Source organism: Streptomyces diastatochromogenes (assembly GCF_002242805.1).
Taxonomy (GTDB): Bacteria; Actinomycetota; Actinomycetes; order Streptomycetales; family Streptomycetaceae; genus Streptomyces; species Streptomyces diastatochromogenes.
In genome coordinates, this window is sequence record NZ_MCGQ01000039.1 from 19,133 (window position 1) to 43,824 (window position 24,692).

The 24,692-nt window shown below is 67.7% G+C and carries 24 protein-coding genes; 10 read left to right on the plus strand and 14 right to left on the minus strand.

What is annotated here, in order from left to right; all coding sequences use genetic code 11:
• Positions 1–28: 28 nt before the first annotated feature.
• From BEK98_RS36435 to BEK98_RS36465, 7 genes are all read right to left on the minus strand, one after another.
• On the minus strand, positions 29–2,224 hold the full coding sequence (locus BEK98_RS36435) for a protein kinase domain-containing protein (protein ID WP_094221040.1): 2,196 nt from the start codon (positions 2,222–2,224) through the stop codon (positions 29–31).
• 13 nt (positions 2,225–2,237) lie between these two features.
• Entirely contained in the window at positions 2,238–3,224 is a 987-nt protein-coding gene (locus tag BEK98_RS36440) for a serine/threonine-protein kinase (RefSeq protein ID WP_244202124.1), read from the minus strand.
• 113 nt (positions 3,225–3,337) lie between these two features.
• Positions 3,338–3,637, minus strand: a complete 300-nt coding sequence (locus BEK98_RS36445) for a WXG100 family type VII secretion target (protein ID WP_094221041.1) — start codon at positions 3,635–3,637, stop codon at positions 3,338–3,340.
• A 77-nt stretch (positions 3,638–3,714) separates the two neighbouring features.
• Positions 3,715–4,065: a WXG100 family type VII secretion target gene (locus BEK98_RS36450; protein ID WP_094221042.1), complete on the minus strand. Its 351-nt coding sequence runs from the start codon at positions 4,063–4,065 to the stop codon at positions 3,715–3,717.
• Positions 4,066–4,208: 143 nt separating this feature from the next.
• Positions 4,209–5,435 carry a S8 family serine peptidase gene (locus BEK98_RS36455; RefSeq protein ID WP_425276644.1) on the minus strand — a complete coding sequence of 409 codons (1,227 nt, stop codon included), beginning with the start codon at positions 5,433–5,435 and terminating at the stop codon, positions 4,209–4,211.
• 90 nt (positions 5,436–5,525) lie between these two features.
• Entirely contained in the window at positions 5,526–7,331 is a 1,806-nt protein-coding gene (locus BEK98_RS36460) for a hypothetical protein (RefSeq protein WP_094221044.1), read from the minus strand.
• 2 nt (positions 7,332–7,333) lie between these two features.
• Positions 7,334–7,735, minus strand: coding sequence for a hypothetical protein (locus BEK98_RS36465; protein ID WP_341869028.1), 402 nt, complete (start codon positions 7,733–7,735; stop codon positions 7,334–7,336).
• 475 nt (positions 7,736–8,210) lie between these two features.
• On the opposite strand from BEK98_RS36465, the gene BEK98_RS36470 reads away from it, so the two are divergent.
• The 5 genes from BEK98_RS36470 (at position 8,211) to BEK98_RS36490 (ending at position 14,508) form a co-directional block, all read left to right on the plus strand.
• Positions 8,211–8,684: a hypothetical protein gene (locus BEK98_RS36470; protein ID WP_094221046.1), complete on the plus strand. Its 474-nt coding sequence runs from the start codon at positions 8,211–8,213 to the stop codon at positions 8,682–8,684.
• Positions 8,685–8,695: 11 nt separating this feature from the next.
• Positions 8,696–10,945 (plus strand): DUF6571 family protein, encoded by a 2,250-nt coding sequence (locus tag BEK98_RS36475; RefSeq protein WP_094221047.1) that lies wholly within the window; start codon positions 8,696–8,698, stop codon positions 10,943–10,945.
• 6 nt (positions 10,946–10,951) lie between these two features.
• The gene (locus BEK98_RS48720; RefSeq protein ID WP_143684203.1) at positions 10,952–11,578 is read left to right on the plus strand and encodes a hypothetical protein; all 627 of its coding nucleotides are present in this window, start codon (positions 10,952–10,954) and stop codon (positions 11,576–11,578) included.
• A 768-nt stretch (positions 11,579–12,346) separates the two neighbouring features.
• Positions 12,347–13,069: a hypothetical protein gene (locus tag BEK98_RS36485; RefSeq protein ID WP_143684204.1), complete on the plus strand. Its 723-nt coding sequence runs from the start codon at positions 12,347–12,349 to the stop codon at positions 13,067–13,069.
• A gap of 725 nt (positions 13,070–13,794) precedes the next feature.
• Complete coding sequence (locus tag BEK98_RS36490; protein WP_094221050.1) at positions 13,795–14,508, plus strand: hypothetical protein; 714 nt, start codon at positions 13,795–13,797, stop codon at positions 14,506–14,508.
• A 64-nt stretch (positions 14,509–14,572) separates the two neighbouring features.
• Here the strand turns inward: BEK98_RS36490 and BEK98_RS36495 are convergent, their stop codons facing one another.
• From BEK98_RS36495 to BEK98_RS36505, 3 genes are read right to left on the minus strand one after another with little or no spacing between them, the layout of a single operon-like run.
• On the minus strand, positions 14,573–15,088 hold the full coding sequence (locus BEK98_RS36495) for a hypothetical protein (RefSeq protein WP_208643333.1): 516 nt from the start codon (positions 15,086–15,088) through the stop codon (positions 14,573–14,575).
• 33 nt (positions 15,089–15,121) lie between these two features.
• Positions 15,122–16,393, minus strand: coding sequence for a putative T7SS-secreted protein (locus BEK98_RS36500; RefSeq protein ID WP_094221051.1), 1,272 nt, complete (start codon positions 16,391–16,393; stop codon positions 15,122–15,124).
• Between the two features lie 32 nt (positions 16,394–16,425).
• Positions 16,426–16,731, minus strand: coding sequence for a hypothetical protein (locus tag BEK98_RS36505; RefSeq protein ID WP_143669956.1), 306 nt, complete (start codon positions 16,729–16,731; stop codon positions 16,426–16,428).
• Between the two features lie 163 nt (positions 16,732–16,894).
• Here BEK98_RS36505 and BEK98_RS36510 point away from each other — a divergent pair, with 163 nt between their 5' ends.
• Positions 16,895–17,584 (plus strand): hypothetical protein, encoded by a 690-nt coding sequence (locus BEK98_RS36510; RefSeq protein ID WP_143684205.1) that lies wholly within the window; start codon positions 16,895–16,897, stop codon positions 17,582–17,584.
• A 14-nt stretch (positions 17,585–17,598) separates the two neighbouring features.
• Here the strand turns inward: BEK98_RS36510 and BEK98_RS49210 are convergent, their stop codons facing one another.
• Positions 17,599–17,817, minus strand: coding sequence for a hypothetical protein (locus BEK98_RS49210; RefSeq protein ID WP_167444341.1), 219 nt, complete (start codon positions 17,815–17,817; stop codon positions 17,599–17,601).
• Here BEK98_RS49210 and BEK98_RS36515 point away from each other — a divergent pair.
• On the plus strand, positions 17,765–18,118 hold the full coding sequence (locus BEK98_RS36515; RefSeq protein WP_094221054.1) for a DUF4333 domain-containing protein: 354 nt from the start codon (positions 17,765–17,767) through the stop codon (positions 18,116–18,118). The two genes, BEK98_RS49210 and BEK98_RS36515, sit on opposite strands and share 53 nt — an antisense overlap.
• 77 nt (positions 18,119–18,195) lie before the next feature.
• Positions 18,196–18,708, plus strand: a complete 513-nt coding sequence (locus BEK98_RS36520) for a hypothetical protein (RefSeq protein WP_094221055.1) — start codon at positions 18,196–18,198, stop codon at positions 18,706–18,708.
• A 30-nt stretch (positions 18,709–18,738) separates the two neighbouring features.
• Here BEK98_RS36520 and BEK98_RS36525 read toward each other — a convergent pair whose 3' ends face one another.
• Genes BEK98_RS36525 through eccB form a run of 3 tightly spaced genes read right to left on the minus strand, consistent with a single transcriptional unit; the run spans position 18,739 to position 22,163 of the window.
• Positions 18,739–19,347, minus strand: a complete 609-nt coding sequence (locus BEK98_RS36525) for a hypothetical protein (protein WP_094221056.1) — start codon at positions 19,345–19,347, stop codon at positions 18,739–18,741.
• Positions 19,347–20,612 carry a type VII secretion-associated serine protease mycosin gene (gene mycP / locus BEK98_RS36530; RefSeq protein WP_094221057.1) on the minus strand — a complete coding sequence of 422 codons (1,266 nt, stop codon included), beginning with the start codon at positions 20,610–20,612 and terminating at the stop codon, positions 19,347–19,349. The genes BEK98_RS36525 and mycP overlap by 1 nt, the downstream gene beginning before the upstream one ends.
• Positions 20,613–20,639: 27 nt before the next feature.
• A complete protein-coding gene (eccB, locus tag BEK98_RS36535) occupies positions 20,640–22,163 on the minus strand; it encodes a type VII secretion protein EccB (protein ID WP_094221058.1) in 1,524 nt (507 codons plus the stop codon).
• A 206-nt stretch (positions 22,164–22,369) separates the two neighbouring features.
• Here eccB and eccE point away from each other — a divergent pair, with 206 nt between their 5' ends.
• On the plus strand, positions 22,370–23,740 hold the full coding sequence (gene eccE / locus BEK98_RS36540; RefSeq protein WP_167444342.1) for a type VII secretion protein EccE: 1,371 nt from the start codon (positions 22,370–22,372) through the stop codon (positions 23,738–23,740).
• On the plus strand, positions 23,740–24,504 hold the full coding sequence (locus BEK98_RS36545) for a hypothetical protein (RefSeq protein ID WP_094221059.1): 765 nt from the start codon (positions 23,740–23,742) through the stop codon (positions 24,502–24,504). The genes eccE and BEK98_RS36545 overlap by 1 nt, the downstream gene beginning before the upstream one ends.
• The last annotated feature ends 188 nt before the right edge of the window (positions 24,505–24,692 follow it).

A 24,692-nucleotide genomic window follows, 5' to 3' on the forward strand; every position in this document is an offset into this window, starting at 1 on the left:
ACCGGTGTTCTGCCGCTTCGAGGTCACGTCACTGGAGGGGATACGCGGTCAGGTTCTGGCTGTCCACGCCGAGGACCAGCTTCGCGTCCGCGTCCGCGTAGAACTGTCTGCCACTCGTCTGGTATGTCAGCGAAGTAGTGTGGCTCGACAAGCTGATCGCGCGCAGCAGAGTCCCGTTCTTGTAGTACGCGTAGCGGGTGCCGAGGACGGGCGGCCAGGCGGTGGATGCCTCCGACACCTCCCCGCCGCGCTCGGTCCAGAGCACCTTTCCGCTGCGCGCGTCCACCGCCGTCAAACCGACGCCGCCGCCCACGGCGTACAGGATGCCCGCCTTGAGCACTGGCGGACCGTGCACGTGCTCTGTCGAGGTCTTCCACGTCACGGCCCCGTCGCTCAGCCGCAGCGCCCAGAGCCGACTGCCGCCGAGATACAGGTGATCGCTGTCCGCGGCGATCCCGCCCCGTAGGACGTCCGGCTCGTCAATGCCGTACGGCCTCTCCCAGAGGACGGCGCCAGTCGAGGCGTCCCGAACGACGATGCGGACGGTCCCGTCCTTCACTTCCTGGAGTGTCACCAGGCGGCTGCCGACGGCCTTCGCAGCGAGGAAATGCAGCCTCGAGCTCAACTCGAACCGTACGGGCAGCGGTTTCGACCACAGGAGCTTGCCGGTCTCGAGGTCGGCGGCACCCAGGGCGTCGGTCTCCCCGACCGAGAAGGCGCCGGTCCCGTCGTTCTTCCCCTTGCCTACGACGACGTATGCGACGCGGTCCGTGACGCACAGGAGTTGATGTGTCGGGAGCTCGTCATTGGTGCCCGCGAACCGGGCCAGGGTCTTGATCGTTTTCCCGTTCTTCGGATCGACGGTCTGGAGCGTGACGGCGGCCCCGATCCCGTCGCTGGTTTCCTCCCCGATCGAGAGGCGGTAGAGCCGACCACCCGCCACGAGCGTCTGCCAACTGCTCTCTTCGGAGTAGCTGTCCCACTTGCGGGCTCCGCTCGCCGAACTGACACCTTGGCTCCCACCGCCCGTGGGCACGACGATCATTCCGCCGAGCGCCTGGGGGACGACCGCGCCCAACTCAGCCGTGACCACGACGTCGACCGTGTACGTCCACAGCGGCTCAATGTTCTGCGTCCTGTGGGTGCTGCTCTTCGTTCTCGTGCCACCGCCGCCCCGTGCTGGGGTGCGCTCCTGCCACCACCACGCGCCTCCGCCCGCCGCCGCTCCGACGGCGAGTGCGCCGCCGAGGGCGAGGACCCCGCGACGCGACCGGCGACGACCGGCCGCCGTGGTGCCCGCCATGACCTCCGGACCGGCCACCGGCGCGGGCAGCCGCTGTGGCACCAGCCGCCAGACGTCGGCCGCCCGCCGTCCGATGTCTGCGAGCAGCTCGTGCGGAAGGTGGTCGGCAAACTCACCCTTGCCGTCGTGGAGTTGCGCCGCAAGGTAAGCCGTGGTGGGTCGGGCCCCCGGCTCCTTGGCCAGACATTGGGCCAGCACCGGCGCGAGGGCGGCCGGAACGCCGCTGAGGTCCGCCTCCGCGTATCGCACCCGGTACAGCAGATCCGCCGCCTGCCCGTGCCCGAACGGGCCGTGCCCGGTGGCCGCGTACACCAGCACTCCGGCGAGCGCGAACACATCGCCGCCCGCGTCGTGCTCCTGCCCGGTCGCCTGCTCCGGCGACATGAAGGCCGGTGTGCCGACGGCGGCGCCGGCGCGGGTCAGCCGGTCGTCGCCGATCGCCCGCGCGATGCCGAAGTCGATGACCTTCGGCCCGTAGGCGGTGACCAGGATGTTGGAGGGCTTGAGGTCGCGGTGCACGACGTCCGACCGGTGCAGCTGACCGAGCGCCGAGCACAGGGCGGCGCCCAGGGCCCGTACGGACTGCTCGGGCAACGGTCCCGCTGCCTCCACGGCCTCGTCGAGTGGGGGCCCGAGCACATACTCCGTCGCCAGCCAGGGCGTCTCCGCGAGCGCATCCGCGTCCACCACCCGCGCCCCGAACCGGTCGCCGATGACCCGGGCCGCGTCCGCCTCCAGCCGGAAACGGGTGCGGGCCGCCGGATCGGTGGCGATGGCGGCGTGCATGGTCTTCAGGGCGACGGTGCGCCCACCGGAGGAACGCGCCACGTAGACGGTGCCCATGCCTCCGCTGCCGAGCCGGGCGATGAGCCGGTAGGGGCCGAGAGCGACGGGGTCGTCGTGAATGAGGGGAGTCGGCATGGGGTTCTTGTCGTCAGTGACTGTGGTGAGGAACGGGGGCCTGGGACGGCGCGCTGCCCACCGGCCAGGCCGGATGTGCCTGCGCCTGCACCGGTAGCTCCACCTCGGCGGCCAGCACGGACGCCGACTGGTGGACGATGGCGGCGACGAGTCGGGCAGGCAGCCAACCGGGGCCCAGCAAGGCGTCCGCGCGCGTGGGCGGGCCGAAACCCGCGGGGATGTCCGGTCGGTCGCTCCCCGCCAGCTCGTCGATGATCTCGGAGAGTTGCGGCCGCTGGGCCGGGTCGCGGGACAGGCACCGCGCGACCAATGAGCGCAGCGCCGACGGCAGTTCCTCCCGCTCCGGCATGGTGTAGCCCGTGGCGGCGTAGGCGAGCGTCGCACCGAGCGCGTACACGTCACCCAGCGGGCGCGGCTGCCCGCCTGCGGCCTGCTCGGGCGGCAGGGTGCCGGGGTCGAGCCCGGGCACCTCCTGCCGTGCGACACCGTCCGGTGCGGCGGCCCGTACCGCTCCGAAGCAGGTGAGCCGGGGTCCGTCCGCGGCGATCAGCACGGCGGACGGGCTGACCCCCGCGTGGATCAGGTTCTGCCCGTGCATCACGGCGAGGTTCTCGGCCAGCGCGATGGCAAGCGCCCGGACCGTCCGCTCGGGCAGCGGGCCGCCGTGCACGGCGAGGGCGATGGGCAGCGGAAGCGCGGGCAGATAGGGACGCGCATGCCACGCCTGCTCGCCGGGGGCAGCGAGTTCGACGGCCGGGAGGACCCAGGAACCCAGGAGATAGCGGGAGGTGTCGGCTTCGGCCATGAAGCGCTGCGGGTCGACCGTCGCCAGTGGGCTGCTGAGCAGCACGGTGCGGTCCCCGTCGGCGCTGCGGGCGATGAAGCGGTGCTCGGGGACGGGTGTGTGCGCGGGGCTGCCGGTGTCGAGCCGGGTGACGACCGTGTACGGGCCGATCTGCCGAGTACCTCGGGTACCCGGTCCGGTGTCTGGCGCGCGCATGTCCACCCTTCGTGGCTTGGTGCCTCAGTGCTTTCGTGCCTCTGGCTCGGCACACCACAGGGTGGGCGCCTCCCGCGCGCGCCCACCCTGGAGTTGCTTCTACGAGCCTCGGCCTACCGGAAGTAGCTGGCCGCCTTCTTGTCACCTTCCATGTACGTACCGCCGGACTGGGCGACGACGTGGCCGATGCCGGTGAGGGCCTGGTGGATGTCGTTCGCCTCCTTGTCCCAGCGGTGCAGCTTCTCGTTGAAGGTGCCCTGGGCCTCGCCCTCCCAGTACTGCAGGCTGCTCACGACCATCTTGCGGAGCTCCTGCAGGTCCTGCTCGAGCGTGCTCGCCTCGTTACCGATCTTGGTTGCCGCGACGTCGAGCCCGTCATAAGTGACTGACAGTCCCTCAGCGTTGTTGGCCATGCCTGTTACCTCGTCTCGCTGGTGTGTAGCTGGTGGGTGCGCCGGCTGCCCGGCAGTTGTCCTGAGTGCCGCTCGACTCAGTAGGAGCTGAGGGAAGACGTCGGAACGGTGGGAGCGCCGTCCTGGAGGTCGATCTTGTTGACCGCCGCGCGCACCTCGTCTTCCTTGCTGTCCTTGATGTTGCGCGTCGAGGTCATCGCCTCGATGACGTCACCGAGGATGTTGCCGATGTTCCGCAGCGACTCGTTGATCTCGAACTGCTTCTTGTCGAACGCGGCACGGCCGATACCCTGCCACTGGCCTTCCAGGCCGTCGATGACGCCCTGAAGCCCGTGCACGCGCTTCTGGATGCCCTCGTACTTCTCCACCATCTGCTTCTGCAGGTGGACTACTGCGGCATCTTCGAGCTTCTGCTTTCCGCCGGCCATGATCGGCCCTGCCTTTCGTGTGTCCGTTGTTGATCTGATGGATTCGGCTCACCGCTGCGCTTGTTGCTCTGCAGGGATGAGTACGCAGTGCCTGTGCCGCCCGAACAGCACAGGGCTGCTACGACTGTTGACGACTGAGCACGTCACCTGGCGCGTCGCGCCCGCATGACAGCCAGGCCTCCACCGCCGATCACGACGACTGCGGCAATGGCGCCGAGCGCGATCCAGAGGGTGTTGCTGTTGCCGCCATTCGACGACTCCGCATTCGATCCTGACGCCGAGGTTGCTCCGGTGGAACCCTTTTCCGAGGCTTGTGACGTGGCTGATGCAGAAGGAGAGGGAGAGGCTGAGGCGGTGGTTGCGGATTTGGCCAGCAGGTCCCCGCCGTTGTACTTGGCGAGCGGGTCGATGTTCGGCGGGCCGGCATTGTAATGGGGATTCGCGAGGACCACGCGGGGGCGAATCAAGCCAAAGCCGATGTACTTACTCGGTTCATCCTTCGGAAACGTGCGCCCAGCAGTGTCGATCATGGCCCTCACAACCTGGTTCACATTCCAGTCCGGATGGGCCGACCAGATAAGGGCGGCGGCGGCTGAGGTGAGTGCAGTCGCCGGACTCGTACCAGCTTTGCCTTCGCAGTACGAGTGGAAATTGGCGCCACAATACGCAGGAATTCCCTCACCGGGAGCCCCCAGGTCGGCATAGCCTGCGCTCGAAGAAAACTTCGAGACCGTGAGAGACTTATCGACCGACGCAACACCCAGGACATAAGGGTAGGAGGCAGGGAAATCAGAGAAACTATTCTTCCCGTTGTTTCCAACTGCTGCGATCAGCAACTTTCCCTTCGAGGCCGCGTATTTGACCGCAGCCTCATCCTCGTCAGTGGTCATACCGCCGAATGACATGTTGATGATCTTTGCGTCAGTGTCAGCAGCTGCCCTGAGGGCTTGCCAGGCCTCCGGAGTCTTCTCCTTCTCATTCCCATCCTTGAGCCCCTCGAGCTGAACACGGTAGGGAACGATCTTCGCGCCCGGTGCCAGACCCTTCAGCCCACCGCCTGCCCCGGTACCTGCGATCAGCTCAGCCATGCTCGTGCCGTGGCCGGCGTAATCATCCGTAGCGTGGTAGGCAACCGCCTTGGGAACCTCGTCGGTCAGGACTTGCCCCTTCAGCGACGGCGTATTCGCGTTCACCCCGGTGTCGATGACCGCGACCTTGACGCCCTTCCCCGTGCTCACCTTCCACATCTGCTCGGCTTGCATGGGGCCCAGGTACCACTCCTTCGACTGTTCGTCGGAGGCAGCTGCGGCTGGGGCCAAACCCACGGTCACAACGGCCAGGGCGCCGACGGCCGCACCCACCGCGCGCACTCGTCTTCCGCGGCGTGCCGTGCGGAGTTCAGCCTGCTCGGCTCGTCGGCTGGTCCCTGACTTCATGGCGTTGAATGTCCTCGCTCGCGTTCAGTTGATGACCGGCGGCACATTGCGCCGGGGCTCGTTCGGCAGGTGTGTCTCTTCGTCTTCGACCAGGTAGTCGGGCCGCGGTGTCCCGTCCGCCTTCCGCTCTTCGCCAGGCCTTCCGTTGTGGCCGGCGCCGCGCGTGAGACCGGCACCACCATGGGTCATGCCGTTGCGCTCAGCTCCCGCCGCAGAGGTGCGTGCGGTCGGCTTCCCGGTGACGGCCTCAGACGTTCCCGCGCGGGCACGGGAGCCAGTCGCCCCCGAACCGGGCCGCGCCGTGGACTCGGACTCGGGCGTTCCGAAGACACCGCGCTGGCCGAGCCGGCCTGTCGTGTTCCGGGAGTTGGCTTCATCCTCACCACCGATGATCGTGCCGCGAGGAATCCTCGACCCGTTCTTCGACGACGGATTCGTTGCGGAGGGACGTCCCCCGACAACTCCGTTGGACCGGCCGGCGCCGGTTGTCGGCCCGCTGGTCGTACGCTGTGCCGCCGTGCCTGCGGGTCGCGGCGTACCACCCGTGACCCCTCGCCCCATAGGGGAGGACGCCCTCGGTCCGGAACCGGCGCCCTTGACTGCGGACTGACCGGTCGACGTAGCGCGGCCCATCTGGTCCATGGGCCCTCGCCCCGTGGACCGTCCGGAGCCTGGATTGGTCACACCTGACGTACCCGCGCGCCCCTGAGCCGACGGAGGAGTACGGAAACCACCGGTGCCGCTCAAGCCCCGACCCGATGGGCCATTGGGGACGGGGAGCCTGAATCCACCACCGCCGAACACATCGGGTTGGCTGCCACTTGTGGGAGGAGTGCCAGTGACCGGCGGAGTATGGCTGGGCCCAGGTGTGGTGGTCGTGGGCGGCGGTAGAGTGCCGGTGGAGTCGATATGCGTTCCGACGGGAACGTCTGGGTGCCTGACTTGGTCCGTAGCGTCTTTTACGGGTGCCGGCGTGCCGGTTGCGTCGGGCACACTTGCGTGACGCACCGGCGCCACCGTGGCGTGATGCCCCCCGACTGCCGTCGAGCCCGTTCCTGTGGAACCGTGTGAAGCGGACCCTCCGGGAGCGGGGTCGGCGAACGAGGTGGGCCTGGGCACCCCGACCTCGGGGAGATCCTTGAACTCAGGCTCGTTCTTGTGCAAGTCCTGCAGTGATTGATTGGACACCGCGTAATACGACGCCAACCGATTCATCTGGTTGATCGCTTCTTGGCGGTGCTTCTCCACCTGGACCGCAGCGGCGTAGTCCTTGTTGCCCGCGACCTTCTCGGGTGCAGGGAAGTCCTTGGCGGGTGTCGGGTTCACTCGGGTGTCGCGAGGGGGCATGGCCTTCCGGACGGACGCCAGTCCCTCGGCGGCGGCAGTGATCTGGTCGCCCGCTCCGCCGGCGAAGCCACTCAGTTGATAGGTGCTCGCAACAAGCCCATCGCCCCACGTCCGGAAGTCATCGCCGGCCTTGCCGACCCATGGCACTGTGTGGAACTGGCCCTTGAGTTCGTCGGCCGCCGCCTTGATGGCATCGCGAGCGTCCCAGAGGGCTCGGCCGGAAGACTCCAGGTCTTCCGGGTCCGTCTGCTCGACCAGGTCGATCATCGCGTTGAGGTCGTGATGGTCGAATTCCGTACGACTGACCATGGCCTGCGAATACGGGGTGTGCTTGACCGCAGTACGAATGGCGTTGTCAACGAAACCGACAAGGCCGCCGCCCTCGTAAGGGTGCTCCCCGAGGCCCCGGGCGTAGTCCGTGACGTTGTTCTGGGCGGAGGCCCGGTCCATGTCTGCCTGGTGCTGCTTGTCGTTGTCGGTCATCCTCAGAGCGTTCCCTTCTCCGCACCGCCGGCCTTCTTGTCGCCCTGTGGATTGAGTTGCTTGATCTCCCACTGAATCTCGTAGAACCGACGGCGCTGCTCCTCTTCGAGGTTGTCGAAGGTCCCCTTCGCACCGAGAACCGCAATACCCATGGCCTCGATCTGCAGGTGCAGGGTCCTGGAAAGGGTGGTGAGCTTCTCGTGGACGGCGTTGAACGTCCCGTACAGGGCGTCGGCCTCATGGAAGGCTCCGGCCCCGCTGCTCAGCGACCCCTGACGGATCGACTGCTCCCCGACCCGCGTCGGATTGCCCGCTGACTTCTCAAGGGTCTGCAGCACCCCGTCCACCCGGCTGACGAACTTTTTCAGCGCGTCACCGCTGGCCTCCAGGTTCGCCGCCGACACGCCCCCAACCATGTCTGCCGGAAGCACGACGCTCCTCCCCGTTTCCCCGTACGCCTCGCGAACGAGACGGCCTGACCACTCGCCGTACGATCGCAAAGCGAGCCGCGTCTCACAACGCTTTTACCACTGTAGTCAACCTGCTCAACGGGTCCAACCGGCGTATGTGTTAACTCAGTTACGAGACCGGACCAGGCGCCCCGCTTTGCCCGATTTGCAGGACTGTGACGGGTGGGTATGTGGTCGTCTCGCCACCGGCACTTCAAGGCACGGGCCAATCGTGACCGCGACTGACACTGATCACGCGGCATCGTTTGCGACCTTCGCAAAACTTCCACACCCGACTGATCGCGACTCCACGGCAACGCCCGTGTGGTGCGAACCGACTTGCTAGCGTGATCCAGGCTCTGCCGGAGTCTCAGAGGTTGGGCGGGAGCAGCAAGCAGTCGAGCACGGCCACGGGGAAGGATCCTGTCAGATGGCATGGGACGAGTGGGAGCAGCTGAAGTCCGAGGCTGCCGAACGCCGTTCGACGCACATGCGTCTCAACCAGTTGGCGGCGTCCGACGGCGGAGGCGGTGGCGGGGACCTCGTCGTGCAGCGTGACGACCTGGGTGTTGTCGGGCACGAGGCCCATCTCCTCTTCGACGACCTCCGCGCGAAGGCCAACATCGCGGCGGCGGGGTCCGGTAAGGGAGAGGTCGGCTCGACGATGCAGGCCGCGGCCGCGTTGAAGTCACACAGCTTCCAGATGGGCAGTGCGCTGGAGATGACCGTCGAGATGTGGACGTCCCAGGTCAAGTCCGTGCTGCAGGCGTGTGCACACATCTCCAACCACCTCGACTACAGCAAGAAGCGTCACTCGGAGGACGACGCGCAGATCGCGGCCGTCCTACGCAGCCGTGACGGTTCAGCCGTGCCGGCGTCAACGCTCAACGAGTACTTCAAGTAGGAGGTCCACAGGTGTCTCTGAAGTGCACGGACCTCATTGAGGTCGACCTTGACAAGCTCGGCAGCACCGTGACGGACTGGAAGAAGATGGTCGACGGGCTCAAGACCGCTGCCGAGAACGCCCGCAAGGGCATGAAGGCGAAGTCGGACTCCGCACGGTGGGCCGGCGTCAATGCGACGGTGACGCGGGAGTTCATCACCAAGACCGCGAAGGAGATCTCGGACCTCCACACCGAGGCGAACAGCATCTACCAGGTGCTCGACGACGGGCACACGGAGCTCGCCTCTCTTCAGAAGCAGATCAAGAGGGCCGCGCATGAGGACGCGAGCAATCTCGGCGTCCGGGTGGAGGACCTCGGCGACGGCAAGGTTCGCTGCTACTTCATCCATGTCCGCGGTGACTCCGACGAGCGGACCCAGGAACAGCTCGACGCCAAGCAGGAGCTGGAGAACCGGATCAACGGGATCCTGGACCACGCCGGGGAGATCGACGCCGCAGTCGCTCAGGCACTGGCCAAGAGCCACGGCAACGACCTCTACAACGCCGGCCACAGCAAGTACGAGTCCCTCGACGATGCCGAGGCCGAGCGCGCCCTCGAACTCGCCCACAAGGGCACAAAAATGACAGACAAAGAGTTCGCCGAATTCAATAGGATCACGAAGTACAACTCGAGGGATCCTGAATTTACGACGGAGTTCTACAAGGGTCTGGGCGGCCCCAAAGAAACTCTTGAGTTCTACGGCAAGATGTCGCTCGACGGCACGGACGGCAATGACAAGGCACGCCTCGCCCTCACACGAGAACTCCAGAGGAACCTCGGTACCGCCCTGGCCACCGCCACCGATCCGGACAACCGCGTCCATCTGCCGCCAAGCTGGGGAACGGACTTCCGTAAACTGGGAAACCAGGAGATCGAGCTGTATCGGGGGGCGATGAACCAGCCCTACGGGTACCAGATCCTCGGCGGACTGCTCCGGTACGGCAACTACGACTCGCGGTTCATCCTCCCCATCGCGGAGCACATCGTCCAGACGCATCACAAGGACCCTGACCGGTTTATGCTCAACAAGCCGCTCAGCAGGGACGACCTCGACTACGGCTTCAACCCCTCGGGCAAGGTGGGTGCGGGGTACGACCCCTTGACCAGCGTCCTGGAAGGACTGGGGCACAGTCCTGAAGCGGCAGAGAAGTTCTTCTCCGACTCGTATACCCCGCTCGCATACAACGAGGACGGCACAGTCAATAAAGACAAGCCGCTCGGCTACACGTACTTCGACGAGCTGACGAAGAAGGACTTCAAGTGGCCCGCTGACAGCCTTGAAGCGCCGGGCGAGGACGCCGCCAAAAGGGCGGTCGGCTACCCGCAGGACGCCCTGGGTCACGCCCTGGAAGCGGCAACCACCGGCTTGCCCTATGGCAGCGATGCCGTGTCACCGCCGCACTCCAAGGACGCTGCCGCCATATTCCACAAGATCGTCGAGCACTACGGAACGAACCCCTCATACCTCGACGAGTCACCCATGAGTGACAGCCTCGGGAACATTACCGCCGACTACATGCGCGACGTGCAGGGTGCGTTCATGGGAGACGGCGGGGCCATGGCGGGAAGTCACGGGGCGAGCGCGCACCTCGGAGACCTTGACGTCAAGACCAATCCCGAGGGGCTTTCGCCCGGTGTCCTGAAGAACTTCCTGGCGGAAGTAGGGAAGGATCCCGACGCCTACGGGGCCATCATCAACTCCCAGCAGACCGTCACCACGGACCTCGTCAACGAAGCCTTCCATGACGCGGACAAGTACAAGGAGCTGGCTCCCGAGGTCGCGAACCGCGTTCACCCCGGGGGTGAGATCGCCGGCATCATGGCGGAATCCCGTACACAGGCGGTCTACGACGAGAAAATTGCCAAGGATGCCGAATTCAACGAAGGGGTCGCTACGGCGGACAAGTGGGCCGGGCGGATCATCGGCATGGGGATAGGAAAGATTCCGGTGGGCGGTGAGGTGGCCGGCTGGGTCGTGGAGGACATCCAGGAGTCGGTCGTCGAACATTACACTCACGATTCGAGTGAGGAAGCCCATCAGGAACGGGACACCTTTCTGGAGAGCCAGAGGATGAGCTCTGCGGACGCAATCTACGATTCCACGTACACGGCGGCCAAGGAAGCCGGTTATAACGACACCAATGCACGCAGCCAGGCCGAAGCAGCCCGGCTACAGATCCTCGAGAGCTATGGCATGGGCCGCCAGAGGGCAGGGAACTAGAGTCACGTGAAGAAAATGAGGGAAGAGCGGCGATCCAAGACGTGGGTCGCATGGGCCTCGATCGGCGTACTTGCCGCTGCCGGAGTGGTGGTGTGGCAGGTCTGGCCCTCCGAAGTTACTGCCGTTTCCGTGCCATCGCGAGTCTGCGAGGATTCCCTGTCCGGCGTCCCGGTGAGGGCACTGCTGCCGGAGACGGGGAAGCCTTTCTCGGAAGGCTATTCATTCGGCTTCAACCCGTCGAATACTCGCGAATTGAAGCGGCCCGGGATTTGCAACCTTTCCGGCGGCGGAAAGTCTGTGAAAATCGAAACAGAAATACTACGGAAGTCCGAATATACGATGGAGGACGTCGCCCGCGACGCGAGCAAATCCGGCAGCACCAGCATTGTTCTCGGTAGCACCAGAGGATTCCACCGGGGGGCGACCGCCTCACTATTCGTCAACTGCACCTACCATACCGGCGACGAAACGCAGTTGCTGTCAGTCGATGTCACGTACGAAAAGACAACCGAGCGCTCCGACATCAAGGAAATGGCGTCGCTGGCGTCCGACACCATTCGACTCATGGCCGGGAAAATTTGGCTCTGCGAGGAAGCTGCCGACCTGCCGAACGGCCAGCCGCAAGTCGGTTGATCCCTCATCCCTAGCCGCCCAGGCCGGCTACCGCGATCAGGCCGCTACCGTAACCACCACGAACGTGCCGAGGCGGGTGTTTCGGTCGTCGGCAGTTTCGCCGAAGCGGGGCGGGGTGACGGAAGGGGCCTCAGCCTTGCGCACGCCTTCGTCGGCCTTCGGGGACTCGACGGGGTGGGCGCGGTCCACATCAACATGTTCGTGCACAGCACTCGCCGGGATAACACAACGCAGGCGCCTGGTGCAGCTCAGGTTTCGGTGTGGGCCACCCGCGATCGGCTACTGAAAGGCGAGCGTCCTACCGAAGACGCTTGGAGAGTTGAAGGCGTAGTCGATCGCAGCCGAGCAACTCCCACCAAGAACATCACGGTTCGAGCATATGGCCCCGGCGATCACTTCGCCCGCGGCCGCCCTGTCTGCACCACAGATCAGTCGCCATACCCAGCGGGAGGAGACCAAAGCCCCCGCCCATCTCACCCGTCAGCAGTCATGTCCCCAGCCTCGGCGCCGCGCTCCATCCGGTTCCCCCTGAAGACCACGATCGCTGCCGTGTGTCTGGTCATGGCCGGAGGTATCGGGACGTGGCTCTGGCTCGGCTCGGGCGGCGCCTCTGGGACGTGTCAGGAGCTGGTGGGGGACAAGCGCATACGATCGGCGCTGGGGTCGGAGTATCGAAGCCATCTCAGCTGCTCTGAGCTGGGAGCCGCTGTCAAGCGGGCCACCATGGGGGCCACGGCGGGCAGACACTCCCTTCAGCAGGCGCGGTCCATGCAGAACCTGCTGCTGTCTATGGACGACACGGCGGGAACCGGCTCGGCGGAGGTGGAGCCCGCCCTGGCCGTTCCCTTCTCCGAGGCGCTGGCCGACTACGCGGACGACACGGACCAGATCCTGACCTCGGTGAACGTCGACTACATCCGGGCGGACACCTCGTCCACATCCCCGTGGCAGGACGAGGCCGGCGTGCACATGTCCGTCTCGGTGGACTCCCTGCTCCATGTCGTACGGGCGATATCGCACAGCCCTGCCGCCTACGCCACAGTGCGGGAGGCCGCCACCCGGCACATCTCGGCCGACCTCGCGGCGACCCCCCGCAGCGCCGGGAAGGACACGCTGAGCCTCCGCGCCAAGCTCGGCGCCCGGATCCTGGGCTCCTTGGACGGCGTGGCGGAGAAGGTCACGCAGGCACAGGGGCGGGGTCAGGCGCAGAAGTGGGGCGCGGACGTTGTCGCGCGCCTCTCGGCGAACGCCGTGGCACCGCCCGCCTACCATGCGGACCCCACCGGTCATCTGCTGAACTCGTGGAAGCGCGAGCTGAAGGACGCCGGCCCGAAGAACGCGCTCACGCGGCTGGAGGCGCAGAGCATGGACATGACCCGCCTGTGGGCCCAGGGTCTGGGGCTCGACCAGGGGTTGAAAGACTCATTGCCGTACGACTCCCGCGACAACGCGGCCGCTGCCCGCACCGACGCCCTCAGCAAGCTGCGCTGACCTCAGTCGAACGGCCCGCCCGAGCGCGCTCCTCACCTGCCATCGGCCCCGGGTTCGACCTACGTCACCCAGAGCCACCAGGCGGTGCCGCCCGCGTCGGCAAGGGCGACCGGGCCGCCGACCGCGAGGGCCGTCAACAAGCGGCGACGGAGAGGTCGCCCGGCGCACTGGTTCCGGGCAGGGTGGTCAGCTCGTGCAGGTGGCGCTCCCGCCGCTGGATGTCCGCGGCAACGGGCCCGTGACGTCATACGCGGTCGGTGCCGCGCGGCGCAGCGAACGCCTGAGCGACCGCGGCCGGGGCGGGCCGGTGTGCAAGGTCCTTGGCCAGGCACGAGCCGATCAGGGCCTGGAGGACAGGTCGGCTGGATCCGGGTAGCCGTCGACGATGAAGCTCACCTGCGCTGCGGCGACACCTACCCCCAACTGGCCTACGCCTTCCGGATCGGCGTCTCCGCCGTCTGCCGCTGCGCTACGGGGGCGGTCGACGTCCTGGCCGCGCTCAGACCCAGTCTTGCCGCGTGAGTGCGGACCACGAGCAGTCCCGGCGTTCGTGATACGACATCGTCAAGGGTGTCCTCGTGCTTCACCGCACCTCATCGTGCGCCGTGACGGCCCGGACGAACGTGACTTTGTTCAGTCGCCAAGGAACTGGCGTCTCCGGACGTCTGCGGCCAAACGGAAGGCGCCGTTCACCGCGTCACCCCCGCCCGCCATAATCTGGGGACATGGAGCATTGGGCTGGGGAACTGATCAAGTGGTCGCTGTTCGCCTTCATCGCGGGAATGTTCGTCCTCGTGTTCACGGTGTCGGCGCGCGGACGCAAGAAGGATGCGCGGATCAGAGAGGGCTATGAGCAGCTTGCCCGGATCGCACCGGAACGTGGGTGGACATATCAGACACGCGTGCAAGGGGAGATCGATCAGTACTGCGGCGTGCGTCCCTTTCCTGGCCGCGGGAGCAATCTGCGCGCCTGGCACTACACCACGGGAGAGTTCCGCGGTCGTACCTTCAAGTACTTCGAGTACCGCTCCATGAACCTTCAGTCGGGCGCGGACACCGGGGAACGCAAGCAGCCCAACATCGAGTCCGTTTTCATCGTCACGGCGCCTGGCTCCGGGCCGTTCGTGCAGATACTCCGTCCGAGCGTGCTGGACACACTGTTCGACCGGAGGGCCAAGATGCAGCTCGGTGTGCCGGAATTCGATAAGAACTTCCGGGTCATCACCCGGGATGAGGATTTTGTCCGCAACGCTCTGAGCCACACCGTGGTGCCCTATCTGACGACAGACCCGAAGACCAGGTCCTCGCTCCAGCTGCGCGACAACGAACTGTTCACGTGGTACCGGGGCCCCCTGACTCCACAGGCCGTCGACGAGAAGCTGAACTACCTGTGCGATGTCCTGGACCGGGTTCCGGAACGGGCTTGGAGCGCCGCCTGAGCAACATCAGAGTGCCCGTTTTCCCGAGGCCGGCTGGGTCGCGGGAAGACGGGCACTCTGTCGTTCAGTCGGAGTCTTCCTCGGCCGGGCGCACGGTCCGCAGGAAGGCCTTGAAGTCGTCCAGCACCTCGGCCATCTGGCTCGGCTTCGCGGTGAGGACGAGTTCGATCACCGCGCGCTTCGCCGTGTTCCTGACGTCCTCCATGCCGAGGTACACCTGGCTCTGGAGCAGCTCCAGCGGCTCGCCCTTCAGGGTGGTGTGGAGGCGGAGGTTCTGGACCACGCCGGGGGCGTCCGTCAGACCCGGGATATCCGGGGTGCCCACCTCGGACTTCTTGACGACCTCCACGGTTCCCGCCTGTTCGAGCCGGGGCACCGACTCGTCGGCGATCTGCCACATGGTGGCGCTGTCGTTGCGCATCTGCCCGGCGATGGTGATGTTCGCCGTGAACCCACCGTCGACGGAGGCGGGGTGGAGCGCGACGAAGGCGGCGCCGGGTGCTCCCACCTCGTCCGGCGGCGCCGCCTGCCAGCCGTCCGGCAACGAGAACGAGATCTTGACCGGCAGTGTGGCCGCCATGATGCTCCCTTCCTTGATGAGCGTCAGCTCAGCCTAGAACCAGTCGCCGATCGCGTCGGCCGCGTCACCGAGCGAGTCGACCACCTTGTGCGGATCGACGGTGACGTCGAAGGAGACCTTGCCGCCGATGCCGAGGCCGACTCCGACCTCGCCGCCGATGGTGAACTTGCCGTCCTTCATCCCCAGGTCGGCGCTGGCGGACGCACCCGCACCCGCCCACGCCTCGCCACCGACACCGGCGCCGACGCCGGCGACGTCACCGGAGACCGAGCCGGTGGCCTTGGCGCCGGCGAAAGCCTCGGCGCCGGCGTGCAGGCCGTCCTTGCCGACGCCCAGGTTCGCGGAGGCCTCGGCACCCGCATAGGCCTTCCCTTCGGCCTGGGCCGCCGCATAGCCGTACTCGACACTGCCGTTCGCGGAGGCCTGTGCGAGGTACGCGCTTCCCGAGACGCCGGCCTGGAGCCGTCCGTTGGTGATGCTCGCACCGGCGGATCCGTCGACACCGAGCGCCGAAACGCCCAACGACCCTTGCAGCTTGCCGTCACCCGCGAAGGACGTCTCTCCCTTCGTGCCGTCCGACCAGACGTTGGCACCGCCCTGCCACTCGGCGAGCTTGACGGTCAGGTTGGTCTTCTTGCCGGGGGTGGTCCCGTCCTCCTCATCCCCGGTCGGCTCGGGCTTGTCGCGGATGAACCAGTTGCCGTCCTCGTCCTTGCCCCAGACCTTGTCGGCGCGATAGTGGCCGTCGCCCTTCGGGAGCCAGCGCTCGGTCTCCAGCTTCCACCGGTTCTGACTCGTCTTGCCGACGCTGTGGTCCTGGATCCACTTCCAGTCGTCGACCCGTTGCCTGGCATTCACCAGCCAGCCAGGGCTGTGCGCCGCACCCCCCGCGAGGTCGCCGAGCTTCTTCGTCATCTTCTCGAGCTCGGGCTTGAGTTGCTTGCGCGCGGCGTTCAGCGTCGTCTGCGCCGCGTCGTGGTCGCCGGACTTCCACTGCTCGATCGCCGTCGAGGCCTGCTTCTGTGCCCATCCGAGCGTGGAGGAGTACGAGGTGACCGCGTCGGCCGCGCCCGACATCGCGTCGGCCGCGAGGTACCAGTTGGACTTCTCCTTGGACAGGGTGGGCCAGAAGGCGTCACTGGCCTCGCCCTTCCAGCCCGAGATCTTCAGGTCACGCAGGCCGTCGCCGATCTTGTCGAACTTCTTGGACCAGCCGGTGAGGGAGGAGGCGAGCTCGGTCAGCTTTCCGGTGTCTCCCGGGATGAGCTCCTTGGGGTCGGTCGTCGACCCCAGCTCGGTTGCCATGGATTCGGATTCCCCGTCTCTGATTCAGTCTTCTAACTCAAGTCCGACTTGACCGAATTCACCGCATCGCGGATGGCCTGGTCCGTCTCCGTGAAGTTGTTGTTGGCCGAGTTCAGGCCCTCTGCCAGGGATGCCGCGCAGTCGGCGAGGAACTCGGCCCCCAGCTCCCAGGTGCCGCAGAACGTGACCAGCGCCTCGGCCGCAGAGTCGTCTCCGATCGCGGAACCCTGCTCGGCCAGGCCCTTCAGGTCCACCTTCTGGACCGGCGTCAGACATTCCAGAATGTCCGAGGCGCCCTTCTTCAGGACCCCCGGCTCCACTCCCAGATCAGTCGACACGAGACCCCAGTCCCCCTTTCCTCAACCCCGCCTGCACATATATGCCTTGGCGAATTAGCTCGCTCACGCTAGCACCAACACCGGCCCCCTCCCCGCCAGCTCACTACCCCCACACGACTCCTACTGCTCAGCGCCACCCAGAACGCCGGTAGCCTCCTGTGCCATGAACAATGAGGCCCCGTCCCGCCCGGCCGAGCGACGCCGTGTGGTCATCGTCAACGACCGTGAAATTCCTCGGCGTTACGTCCTCCTGGCCGGCACCGGAATCGTCGTGCTCTTCGCCGGTGCCTTCGGCGGTATCGTCTGGGCCAGCTGGTCAAGTGCGCGGAAAGATTCCCGTAGCGACGAGGAGTTGTCCCGCCTCACCGCCCTCGCGAGCGAGCACGGATGGACCTACAAGGCGCAGGACGCGGGCGGTGTCGACCGCTACGAAGGCGTCGCCCCCTTCCCGAACCTGTCGTCGGGGGTGAGCGCCTGGGACGACATCGAGGGGCGTCACCGGGGCTGCAGCATCCACTGCTTCGAGTACCGCGACGAGGAGACCGTCCGGTCGGCGGGGCCGCGGCGCTTGGACACGAAGACGACGTACTACTCGGTCTTCTCGGTCACCACACCCGGCACCGTCCCCCGCACCGTGGTCCACGAACCGGGCGATCTCGGCGGGAAGTTCGCCGACGGGAAGCTGGAGAATTTCCTCCGTACCGACCCCCGGGCCGACGGCGTTCCTCTTCGGTTCGACAAGGGCGAGTTGGTCACCTGGTTCGAGGGGCGTCTTCGCCCCGCGGACGTGCTGCCGAAGCTCAATTTCCTTTGTGACGTTCTCGAGCACACGCCGACGTCGGTGTGGGGTTGACGTTCACTCACCCCTCACAATTGCCGATCCTTCTCCTTATTGGTGAGGATCTTTTGCAGGGTCGCAGTGGCAATATCCTCCGGCTCGCGCCGGGCGGCCGCTTCAGTACGAAGTCCGGAGGAATGCTGTCGGTATGCTTCGGGCGTCCCCTTGTCCTGATCACCTGAAATGGAGCCCAACATGACCATAGGCCGTGTATCCGCAGCAGCTTGGAGCCTTTCGGCCGTGGCCACCGGTGTGCTGCTTGTCGGCTGCTCTGCCTCGGTCAAGGTGGAGAAGTCCGAGCCGAAGTTGTCCGCCGACAAGCTGGCCACCACGGTCTCGGAGAAGCTCGCCGCCCAGACGGGTCAGCCGAAGCCGAAGATCACCTGCCCCGAGGACCTCGCCGGGAAGGTCGGCACCACCACTCGTTGCACGCTCACGGCGAGCGACGGCAGCACTCTGGGAGTGACGGTCACCGTCTCCTCCGTCAAGGGAGACCAGATCAACTTCGACATCAAGGCCGACGACAAGGCTTCGCCGGCCGCGAACTGAGTCAGGCCGACGGCCACTTGGGCGATGTCGGAGGCTCCCCGGTTTCGCCGGGGCCGACTCCTTCGTAGGTTGGCCCCATGGGACTCTTCGACAAGCTCACCGGCACCCAGCACCCCGCAGAGGGAGTTTCGCCGGTCCCGGGCGAGGAACTGCGTGCGGCGCTGCTCGGCCTCAATCAGCCCGATGTTCCGTACGTCATCCGTTACGGCGGCGGTGAGCAGTGCGATCTGCTGGCGGAGTGGCGGTTGACGGAGCCCGCCTGGCAGCACCTCTTCGTCCGGTCCCAGGTCAGTCACGCCGTGCGGATCCGGATGCGGCTGGACCACAAGGAGCACGAGGTGCGCGCTCTCGAGGAGCAGTGGGAGGTCAGCCGGGTCGGGACTCCGACGACGCTCCGGAGGACGTCGGAGTACACGCGCGGGCCGAGCCGGACTGTCAGCCGCCGGTGGACCATCGGACGCGGGGAGAGCGGTGGCCTCGAAGCGACGGAGACCTTCCGCTTCGACAGCGCGCAGCTGCGCGAGCCGCTGCGGAACACCGTCCTCAAGTCCGGCTGGACCTGGCGGGGAGTGGTCTTCGGCAATCTATGAGGTCATTCGGCCTGCCGACACTCCCCTTGGTCAGCACTCCCCCTGCTCCGCCGTCACAGCCATCCTGTACCCCCGATACTTCAGAAAGCTCTCCCGACCGTTGAGTCCCGGCGGGGAGTAGTCGTCCTTCTTGGAGCGGGTGCGCTCGATGTGCGTGCAGAACGCGCCGTCCGCGCCCTCGGCCGTCACCGTGAAGTACGCGTCGTCGGCCGTGTTGCCGTCGGCCGCGGTGGCGGTCACGCCGTCCTGCGGGGCGTCGCCGCCGCCGTTCTCGACCACCTTGTCCTCCAACAGCGACTCGTAGCTGTTGAAGTAGTCCGGCGTACCGGAGTCGTCGACCCTGAACATGTAGCCGTCCAGGTCGTCCCTGGCGTGCTGTACCGCGCTGCTCAGCTCCCTGTCGTCCCACGACAAGTCGTCGGCGACACCGAATCCCTGGAGGGACGCGTAGACGCCGATGGCGGCCACGGTCACGAGTGTGACGCGGCCGACGACGAAGGCGGCGTCGGGCAGTTCCGGTGCCGAGGGATTGATGCTCGAGCGCCAGGCGCGCACCCGGTCCGCCTTCACGCACGCCATGGCGACCAGGCCGGCGCAGAGGATCAGGCTCAGTGTGTTCAGCTTGGTCAGAGTGTCCATCAACCGGCGCCCAGGCTCCGTCCGCGCCGGCGCCGCGCATCCCGCACCGCCACCGCCGTACCGCTCAGCCCCGCCACCACGACCAGGCCCCCGACCACGACGTACGTCCCCATGCGGGAGTTGCGTTCGTCCGCGGTCTCGCCGAAGTGCAGGGGCGTGACCGACGGGGCCTCGCCCTTGGCGACGCCGTTCTCGGGTTTCGGGGACTCGACGGGGTGGCCCGGGTCCACGTCGGTCAGCGCCTTCACCGGGTCGACCACGCCCCAGCCCACCAGCCGGTCGTGCCCGGGGATCGAGCGTTCCGCGGTCTGTTCGATCTGGGCGACGACCTCCTGGGCCGTCCAGTTGGGGTACTTGGCCTTCAACAGGGCGGCCACGCCCGCGACATAGGGGGCCGAGAAGCTCGTGCCGTTGTCCGAGCAGTGGCCGCCGCCGGGAACTGTGGAGATCATGTCGACACCGGGTGCGGCGACGCCCACCGTGTCCTGCGATTGTGAAAAGGGGGCCCGTTCGTTGTTGCGGTCGGACGCCGCGACCGCCAGGACGCCCTGGTACGACGCCGGGTACGTCTGCTTGACGTTGCCGCCCAGGCCGTCGTTGCCGGCCGAGGCCACGACCACGACCTTCTGGCCCAGGGCGAAGTCGACGGCGTCCTTCAGGGCCGAGTCCTGCGGGTCGATCGCCTTGGCCGTGTCCTGGGAGATGTTGATGACGTCGGCGCCCGCCCGGACCGCGTCCTTGATCGCCCTGGCCAACGTGTCCGCCGTGCCGTTGCCCTCGGCGTCGTTCTGCTTGATCGGGATGATCGTCGCGTCCGGGGCCAGGCCCACGAAGCCTGTTCCCTTCGCCGGGCGGGCCGCGATGATGCCCGCCACGCGCGTGCCGTGGCCGACCGTGTCCGTGGTGCCCGACTTGTTGCCGCGCTCTATCTTCTCGCCCTTGGCGTTCTTGGACGGCAGCAGGTTCTCGCCCTTCGACACGTCCACGGCCTTGGTGAGCTGCGGGTTCTTGACGTCCACACCGGTGTCGATCACGGCCACCTGCACCCCCTTGCCCGTCGACTGCGCCCACAGCTCGTCCAGGTTGACGCGCTGCAGCGCCCAGGGCCGGCCCGTGTAGGGCTTCGACGGGAACGTGCACTGGCCGTCGTCCGCCCGGGCCGGGGAAGCGGGGAGGGCGACCACCATGGTCGTCGCGGTGAGGACCGCCGCGGCGGCCACGCCTGCTGCCCGGGCCGCGGTCCCCGACGTCCTTGCCTTCAGCATGAGTTCGCTTCTCCTCTGCCCGCGCCGCTACGAACCCTGCGGCTGCCGCGCCGCCGCCTCCGACAGGCGCGGGCCCGTCGGCAGGAACGTCGACCACTGCACGGGGATGGGAGTGGGCTTGACCTTCTCGTAGCCGAGGCGGGTCTGGGCGATCCTGGCCTCGCTCAGCTCCTCCTTGCGCTGCTTGGCGGAGCTGCCGATGCCCTGGTCGTCGGTGGCGCTGTCGCTGTTGGACTGCAGGGCGTAGCGCAGGCCCGTGTCGGTGACCAGGAAGACGCCGCCGACCGAGGTCTCCGTGCCCTGGAACTGGCGGTAGAGCTGGCCGGAGCCGGCGGTGACGTACCCGCTGGAGGAGCCGGTGGGCAGCTGGGCGGGGAAGTCCTTGCCCACCCAGGTCGACAGGGTGGTCTTGCCCTTGCCGGCGACCGAGAGCAGGACGTTGCAGACCGTGTTGCGGCCGCTGGTGGTGCTGGAGCCGTCGTTCACCGTCTTCGGCTTGTACGTCGGCCAGTTGCGGTTGCCGTCGAACGTCGTGCTGTCGGCGACCGCGGCGGGGCTGACCTTCTGCGCCTCACCCGCCTGGCCCACGTCGACGAGGGCACCGCTGTTGAGCAGGAGAGTGGCCGTGAACTCGGAGATGCGGGCCACCTTGCCCCGCAGGACGACGTAGTACTGCATGGTCTGGCCGTCGGGCGCCGTGAGGACCTCGCCGACCTTGTCGTACTGCCCCAGCAGGCTGCCGGCACCGGCCTTCGATCCGGGCGTGCCGTCGATGGGCGGGATCGAGATCGCGTCGCCCTTGTTGACGGTGTCGAGCCAGTCCTGGGAGACGCGCTGCGGGGCGCGGCCCTGGGTGTCGAGGGCCTTGAGCACTTCCTTGTCGCCCGGGTGGGCGATCGGGTACGCCGTGCCCCGCGCGTCGACGACGTACTGGGTCTTGCCGTCCGGGGCGACGACGTACATCAGGTCGCCGCCGGTGAGCTTGTCGGGCCCCTCGGTCTTGGGCCATTCCTTCTTCGCGAGGACGAACGCCGCCTTCTGGATGGCGCGGCCGCCGTCGCCGGGGCGTTCGCAGACCGCCCAGCGCTTGGCGGCGGAGGCCTCGTCCGGGGAGGGCAGGCGGTCGGGGGCGTAGGGGATGCCGATGGTGGCGCCGTGCGGGGGCTTGCCGCTGTCGAGGATCTTCTCGTCGACGGTGATGACGCTGTCCTTGTCGGGGTCCAGCAGGAGCTTGGCGGAGGCCATGTTGAGGACCGGGTGCAGCTGCTTCTGCTTGCCCGTCTTCAGGACGACGTACCGCGTGGTCGACTCGCTGGCGACGATGACGTGCGCTTCCGGGTCGTCCCAGCCCTTGGGCGCGGTCGGGCTGAACATGCCGATCGCGCCGAACACCGCGAGGACCACCGCGCCGACGACGAGGCCGGGCACCAGTGCGCCCAGCGGCTTGGGGGCGCCCTCCTCCGAGCCGGAGGGGGAGGGCTGCAGGAATGATGCGAGCGTACGGCGCTTCGCGAAGGTGTAGGCGTTGAGTTCGTCCCGCCGTGATGCCATCTGTGTCCGCTCTCTCCCCGTTGCGGAGCCGTGGGGGACCTGTGAAGATCCGTCCCCCGCCCTCGGTTGCCTCTGGTGTCTCGACTGTCAGACCCGGCCCCTACTATGCCTGTTGCCAGGACGTGCGTGTGGCACGGGTAGGGTGCTCAGGGCTTGAAGGGACCGGAGCGCCAGGGTTTTCGGGAGAGTTCGGGGGTTTTGGAGTGATGGCTTCCGCAACGCGGACCCGGTCGCGATCGCAATCGGGGTCACGATCGGGCGGCGCGCGCCGGTCGCGTGGTCGCGGCACTTCTTCCTCCCGGCCGCGCGCCCAGCAGGCACCCGCGCCGTACCAGGGCGCGTTCGCGCCGCATGTGGAGTCCCGTTCGGGGCGCGGCGGTTCGTTCGCGGTGCAGCGGCTGGTGCTGCTGGAGATCGCGGGCGCGCTCGTGGTGAGCGGCTGGCTCCTGGGTACGGTCGCGCTGATCGCCGCCGCCGCGGTCGCCGCGCTGTTCGTGGTGCTCGCGGTCGTACGACGCCGGGGGCGCTCCCTGCCGGAATGGCTCGGCACGCTGCTGGCGCTGCGGGCCCGCAGGCGGCGGGCCGCGAGCACGCCGCTGCCGCCGGGCACCGACTCCGGTCTCGCGCCCGCCGTGGAGTGCGACCCGACCCTGCGCACGTACAGCTACAGCCGCGGCGACGACCGCGACCAGCGGCCCATCGGCATGGTGGGCGACGGCGGGTTCCTGACCGCGGTGCTCCAGGTGGAGTCGGGCGCCGACGCACTGCGCGCGGAGCGCAGCCGCAGACCGCTGCCGCTGGCCCTCGTACGGGACGTCCTCGAAGTCGACGGGATCCGGCTGGAGTCGGCGCAGATCGTGGTGCACACGCAGCCCGCTCCCGCGCTGCACCTGCCCCAGCAGTCGGTCGTGGTCAGCAACTACGCGCCGCTGCAGGCCCAGACCGGCTCCCCCGCCGTGCGCATCACGTGGATCGCGCTGAAGCTCGATCCCGAGCTGTGCCCGGAGGCGGTGGCCGCTCGCGGCGGCGGGCTGCCGGGCGCGCAGAAGTGCCTGACGCGCGCGGCCGAGCACCTGGCGAGCCGGCTGACCGGCGCCGGGTTCCAGGCGAGCGTGCTCACCGAGGAGGAGCTGACGGCCGCCATCGCCACCTCCGCGTGCGCCAACCCGATGGTGACGGCCCAGGCGGCCCAGGCCGGGCGGGGCGAGGCGCCGCAGCGCCGTACCGAGGAGTCCAGCCGCAGCTGGCGCTGCGACAACCGCCGGCACACCACCTACTGGGTGCGCCGCTGGCCCCAACTGGGCGGATCGGGCGGCTCGCTGGCGCAGCTGGTGGCCCAGCTGACCGCGGTTCCCGCGCTGGCGACGACCTTCAGCCTGACGCTGGCCAAGGGTGCGCAGCAGGACGTGGCCATCACGGGTCATCTGCGGATCACCGGCCGCAGCAACCAGGAGCTGACCGACGCGCGGCGCGATCTGGAGCATGCGGCGCGGCAGACGCGGACCGGGCTCGCGCGTCTCGACCGTGAACAACTCCCCGGCGTTCTCGCCACCCTGCCGCTCGGAGGTTCCCGCTGATGGCCACGACGACTTCGCCCGCCCCGGCGGGCACGAACGGGTCGGCGCCGGGCCTCGGCGAGCGGCTGCGCACCGGCTTCGGCCTGCTGGGCCCCCGCCATCCGCGGCACACGCTGCCCCTGGAGCAGGTCGACGCACTGTCCCTGCCCATCGGCGACGACGGTGTGGTGGTCGGCGACAACGCCGAGGGCCAGCCCGCCGTGCTCGGGGTGAACCGTCCGACGCCGTACGACATCGTGCTCATCGGTGGCCTGTGGACCGCGCAGGTCATGGCGCTGCGCGCCGCGGCGACGGGCGCGCGCGTGGCGGTGGAGACGGGGCGGGCCCAGGCCTGGATGCCGATGGTGCACGCCATGGGCGGCGGGCAGAACGGCCTCGCGGTGTACGACGTCGGCCGCGTGCCCCCGCAGGGCGCCTCGGCCGGTACACCCGTGCTGGTGGTGCGGGACTGCGGCATGCGGCCGCCGCGCGGGCGTGTGGTGTCGGCGCCGTGGCAGTCCGTGCTGACGCTGCTGCCGTATCTGAGCCCGGTGGCGCCGCGGTTGATGCGCCAGGCGCGTCTGGTGGGCGTGCAGCGGGTGTCGCCGGACGAGGCGGCGGAGATCGGGCGAGTGCTCGCGCTGCCGCGCCCGGACGTCGAGTCGCTGCCCTCACTGCCGGACGGTGTGACGCTGTGGTGCACGGAGCGGGACCGGCAGTACGTGGTGACGCGGGCGACGGACCCCGAGACCGGACTGCTGGGCATGGCACGCCGGATGGACTGACGAGCGTCCAACTTGGCCCGTTTTCACGGGGACTGGCGCGCTATCGCGTGAATTCACGCACTATCGGGGGCTGAGCGCACCGCGTCTTCGTCACGTTTTGGTGTACGTACGCGTGTGCCGCGGAGGTCGAAGGCCCGGTGTGACGCGTCGGACGGGCGCGAAGGGGCCGCCGGGCCTGCCGGGCCCAC

What these genes read in the sequence shown, in the direction of transcription:
- BEK98_RS36445 (WP_094221041.1), bottom strand. Translation starts at nt 3,637, where the DNA reads ATGGCCAACAACGCTGAGGGACTGTCAGTCACTTATGACGGGCTCGAC.
- BEK98_RS36520 (WP_094221055.1), top strand. Translation starts at nt 18,196, where the DNA reads ATGGGACTCTTCGACAAGCTCACCGGCACCCAGCACCCCGCAGAGGGA.
- BEK98_RS36545 (WP_094221059.1), top strand. Translation starts at nt 23,740, where the DNA reads ATGGCCACGACGACTTCGCCCGCCCCGGCGGGCACGAACGGGTCGGCG.
- eccE (WP_167444342.1), top strand. Translation starts at nt 22,370, where the DNA reads ATGGCTTCCGCAACGCGGACCCGGTCGCGATCGCAATCGGGGTCACGA.
- BEK98_RS36500 (WP_094221051.1), bottom strand. Translation starts at nt 16,393, where the DNA reads ATGGCAACCGAGCTGGGGTCGACGACCGACCCCAAGGAGCTCATCCCG.
- BEK98_RS36510 (WP_143684205.1), top strand. Translation starts at nt 16,895, where the DNA reads ATGAACAATGAGGCCCCGTCCCGCCCGGCCGAGCGACGCCGTGTGGTC.
- BEK98_RS36460 (WP_094221044.1), bottom strand. Translation starts at nt 7,331, where the DNA reads ATGACCGACAACGACAAGCAGCACCAGGCAGACATGGACCGGGCCTCC.
- BEK98_RS36515 (WP_094221054.1), top strand. Translation starts at nt 17,765, where the DNA reads ATGACCATAGGCCGTGTATCCGCAGCAGCTTGGAGCCTTTCGGCCGTG.
- BEK98_RS36490 (WP_094221050.1), top strand. Translation starts at nt 13,795, where the DNA reads ATGGAGCATTGGGCTGGGGAACTGATCAAGTGGTCGCTGTTCGCCTTC.
- BEK98_RS36495 (WP_208643333.1), bottom strand. Translation starts at nt 15,088, where the DNA reads ATGGCGGCCACACTGCCGGTCAAGATCTCGTTCTCGTTGCCGGACGGC.
- BEK98_RS36470 (WP_094221046.1), top strand. Translation starts at nt 8,211, where the DNA reads ATGGCATGGGACGAGTGGGAGCAGCTGAAGTCCGAGGCTGCCGAACGC.
- BEK98_RS36440 (WP_244202124.1), bottom strand. Translation starts at nt 3,224, where the DNA reads ATGCGCGCGCCAGACACCGGACCGGGTACCCGAGGTACTCGGCAGATC.
- BEK98_RS36435 (WP_094221040.1), bottom strand. Translation starts at nt 2,224, where the DNA reads ATGCCGACTCCCCTCATTCACGACGACCCCGTCGCTCTCGGCCCCTAC.
- eccB (WP_094221058.1), bottom strand. Translation starts at nt 22,163, where the DNA reads ATGGCATCACGGCGGGACGAACTCAACGCCTACACCTTCGCGAAGCGC.
- BEK98_RS36525 (WP_094221056.1), bottom strand. Translation starts at nt 19,347, where the DNA reads ATGGACACTCTGACCAAGCTGAACACACTGAGCCTGATCCTCTGCGCC.
- BEK98_RS36450 (WP_094221042.1), bottom strand. Translation starts at nt 4,065, where the DNA reads ATGGCCGGCGGAAAGCAGAAGCTCGAAGATGCCGCAGTAGTCCACCTG.
- mycP (WP_094221057.1), bottom strand. Translation starts at nt 20,612, where the DNA reads ATGCTGAAGGCAAGGACGTCGGGGACCGCGGCCCGGGCAGCAGGCGTG.
- BEK98_RS36485 (WP_143684204.1), top strand. Translation starts at nt 12,347, where the DNA reads ATGCAGAACCTGCTGCTGTCTATGGACGACACGGCGGGAACCGGCTCG.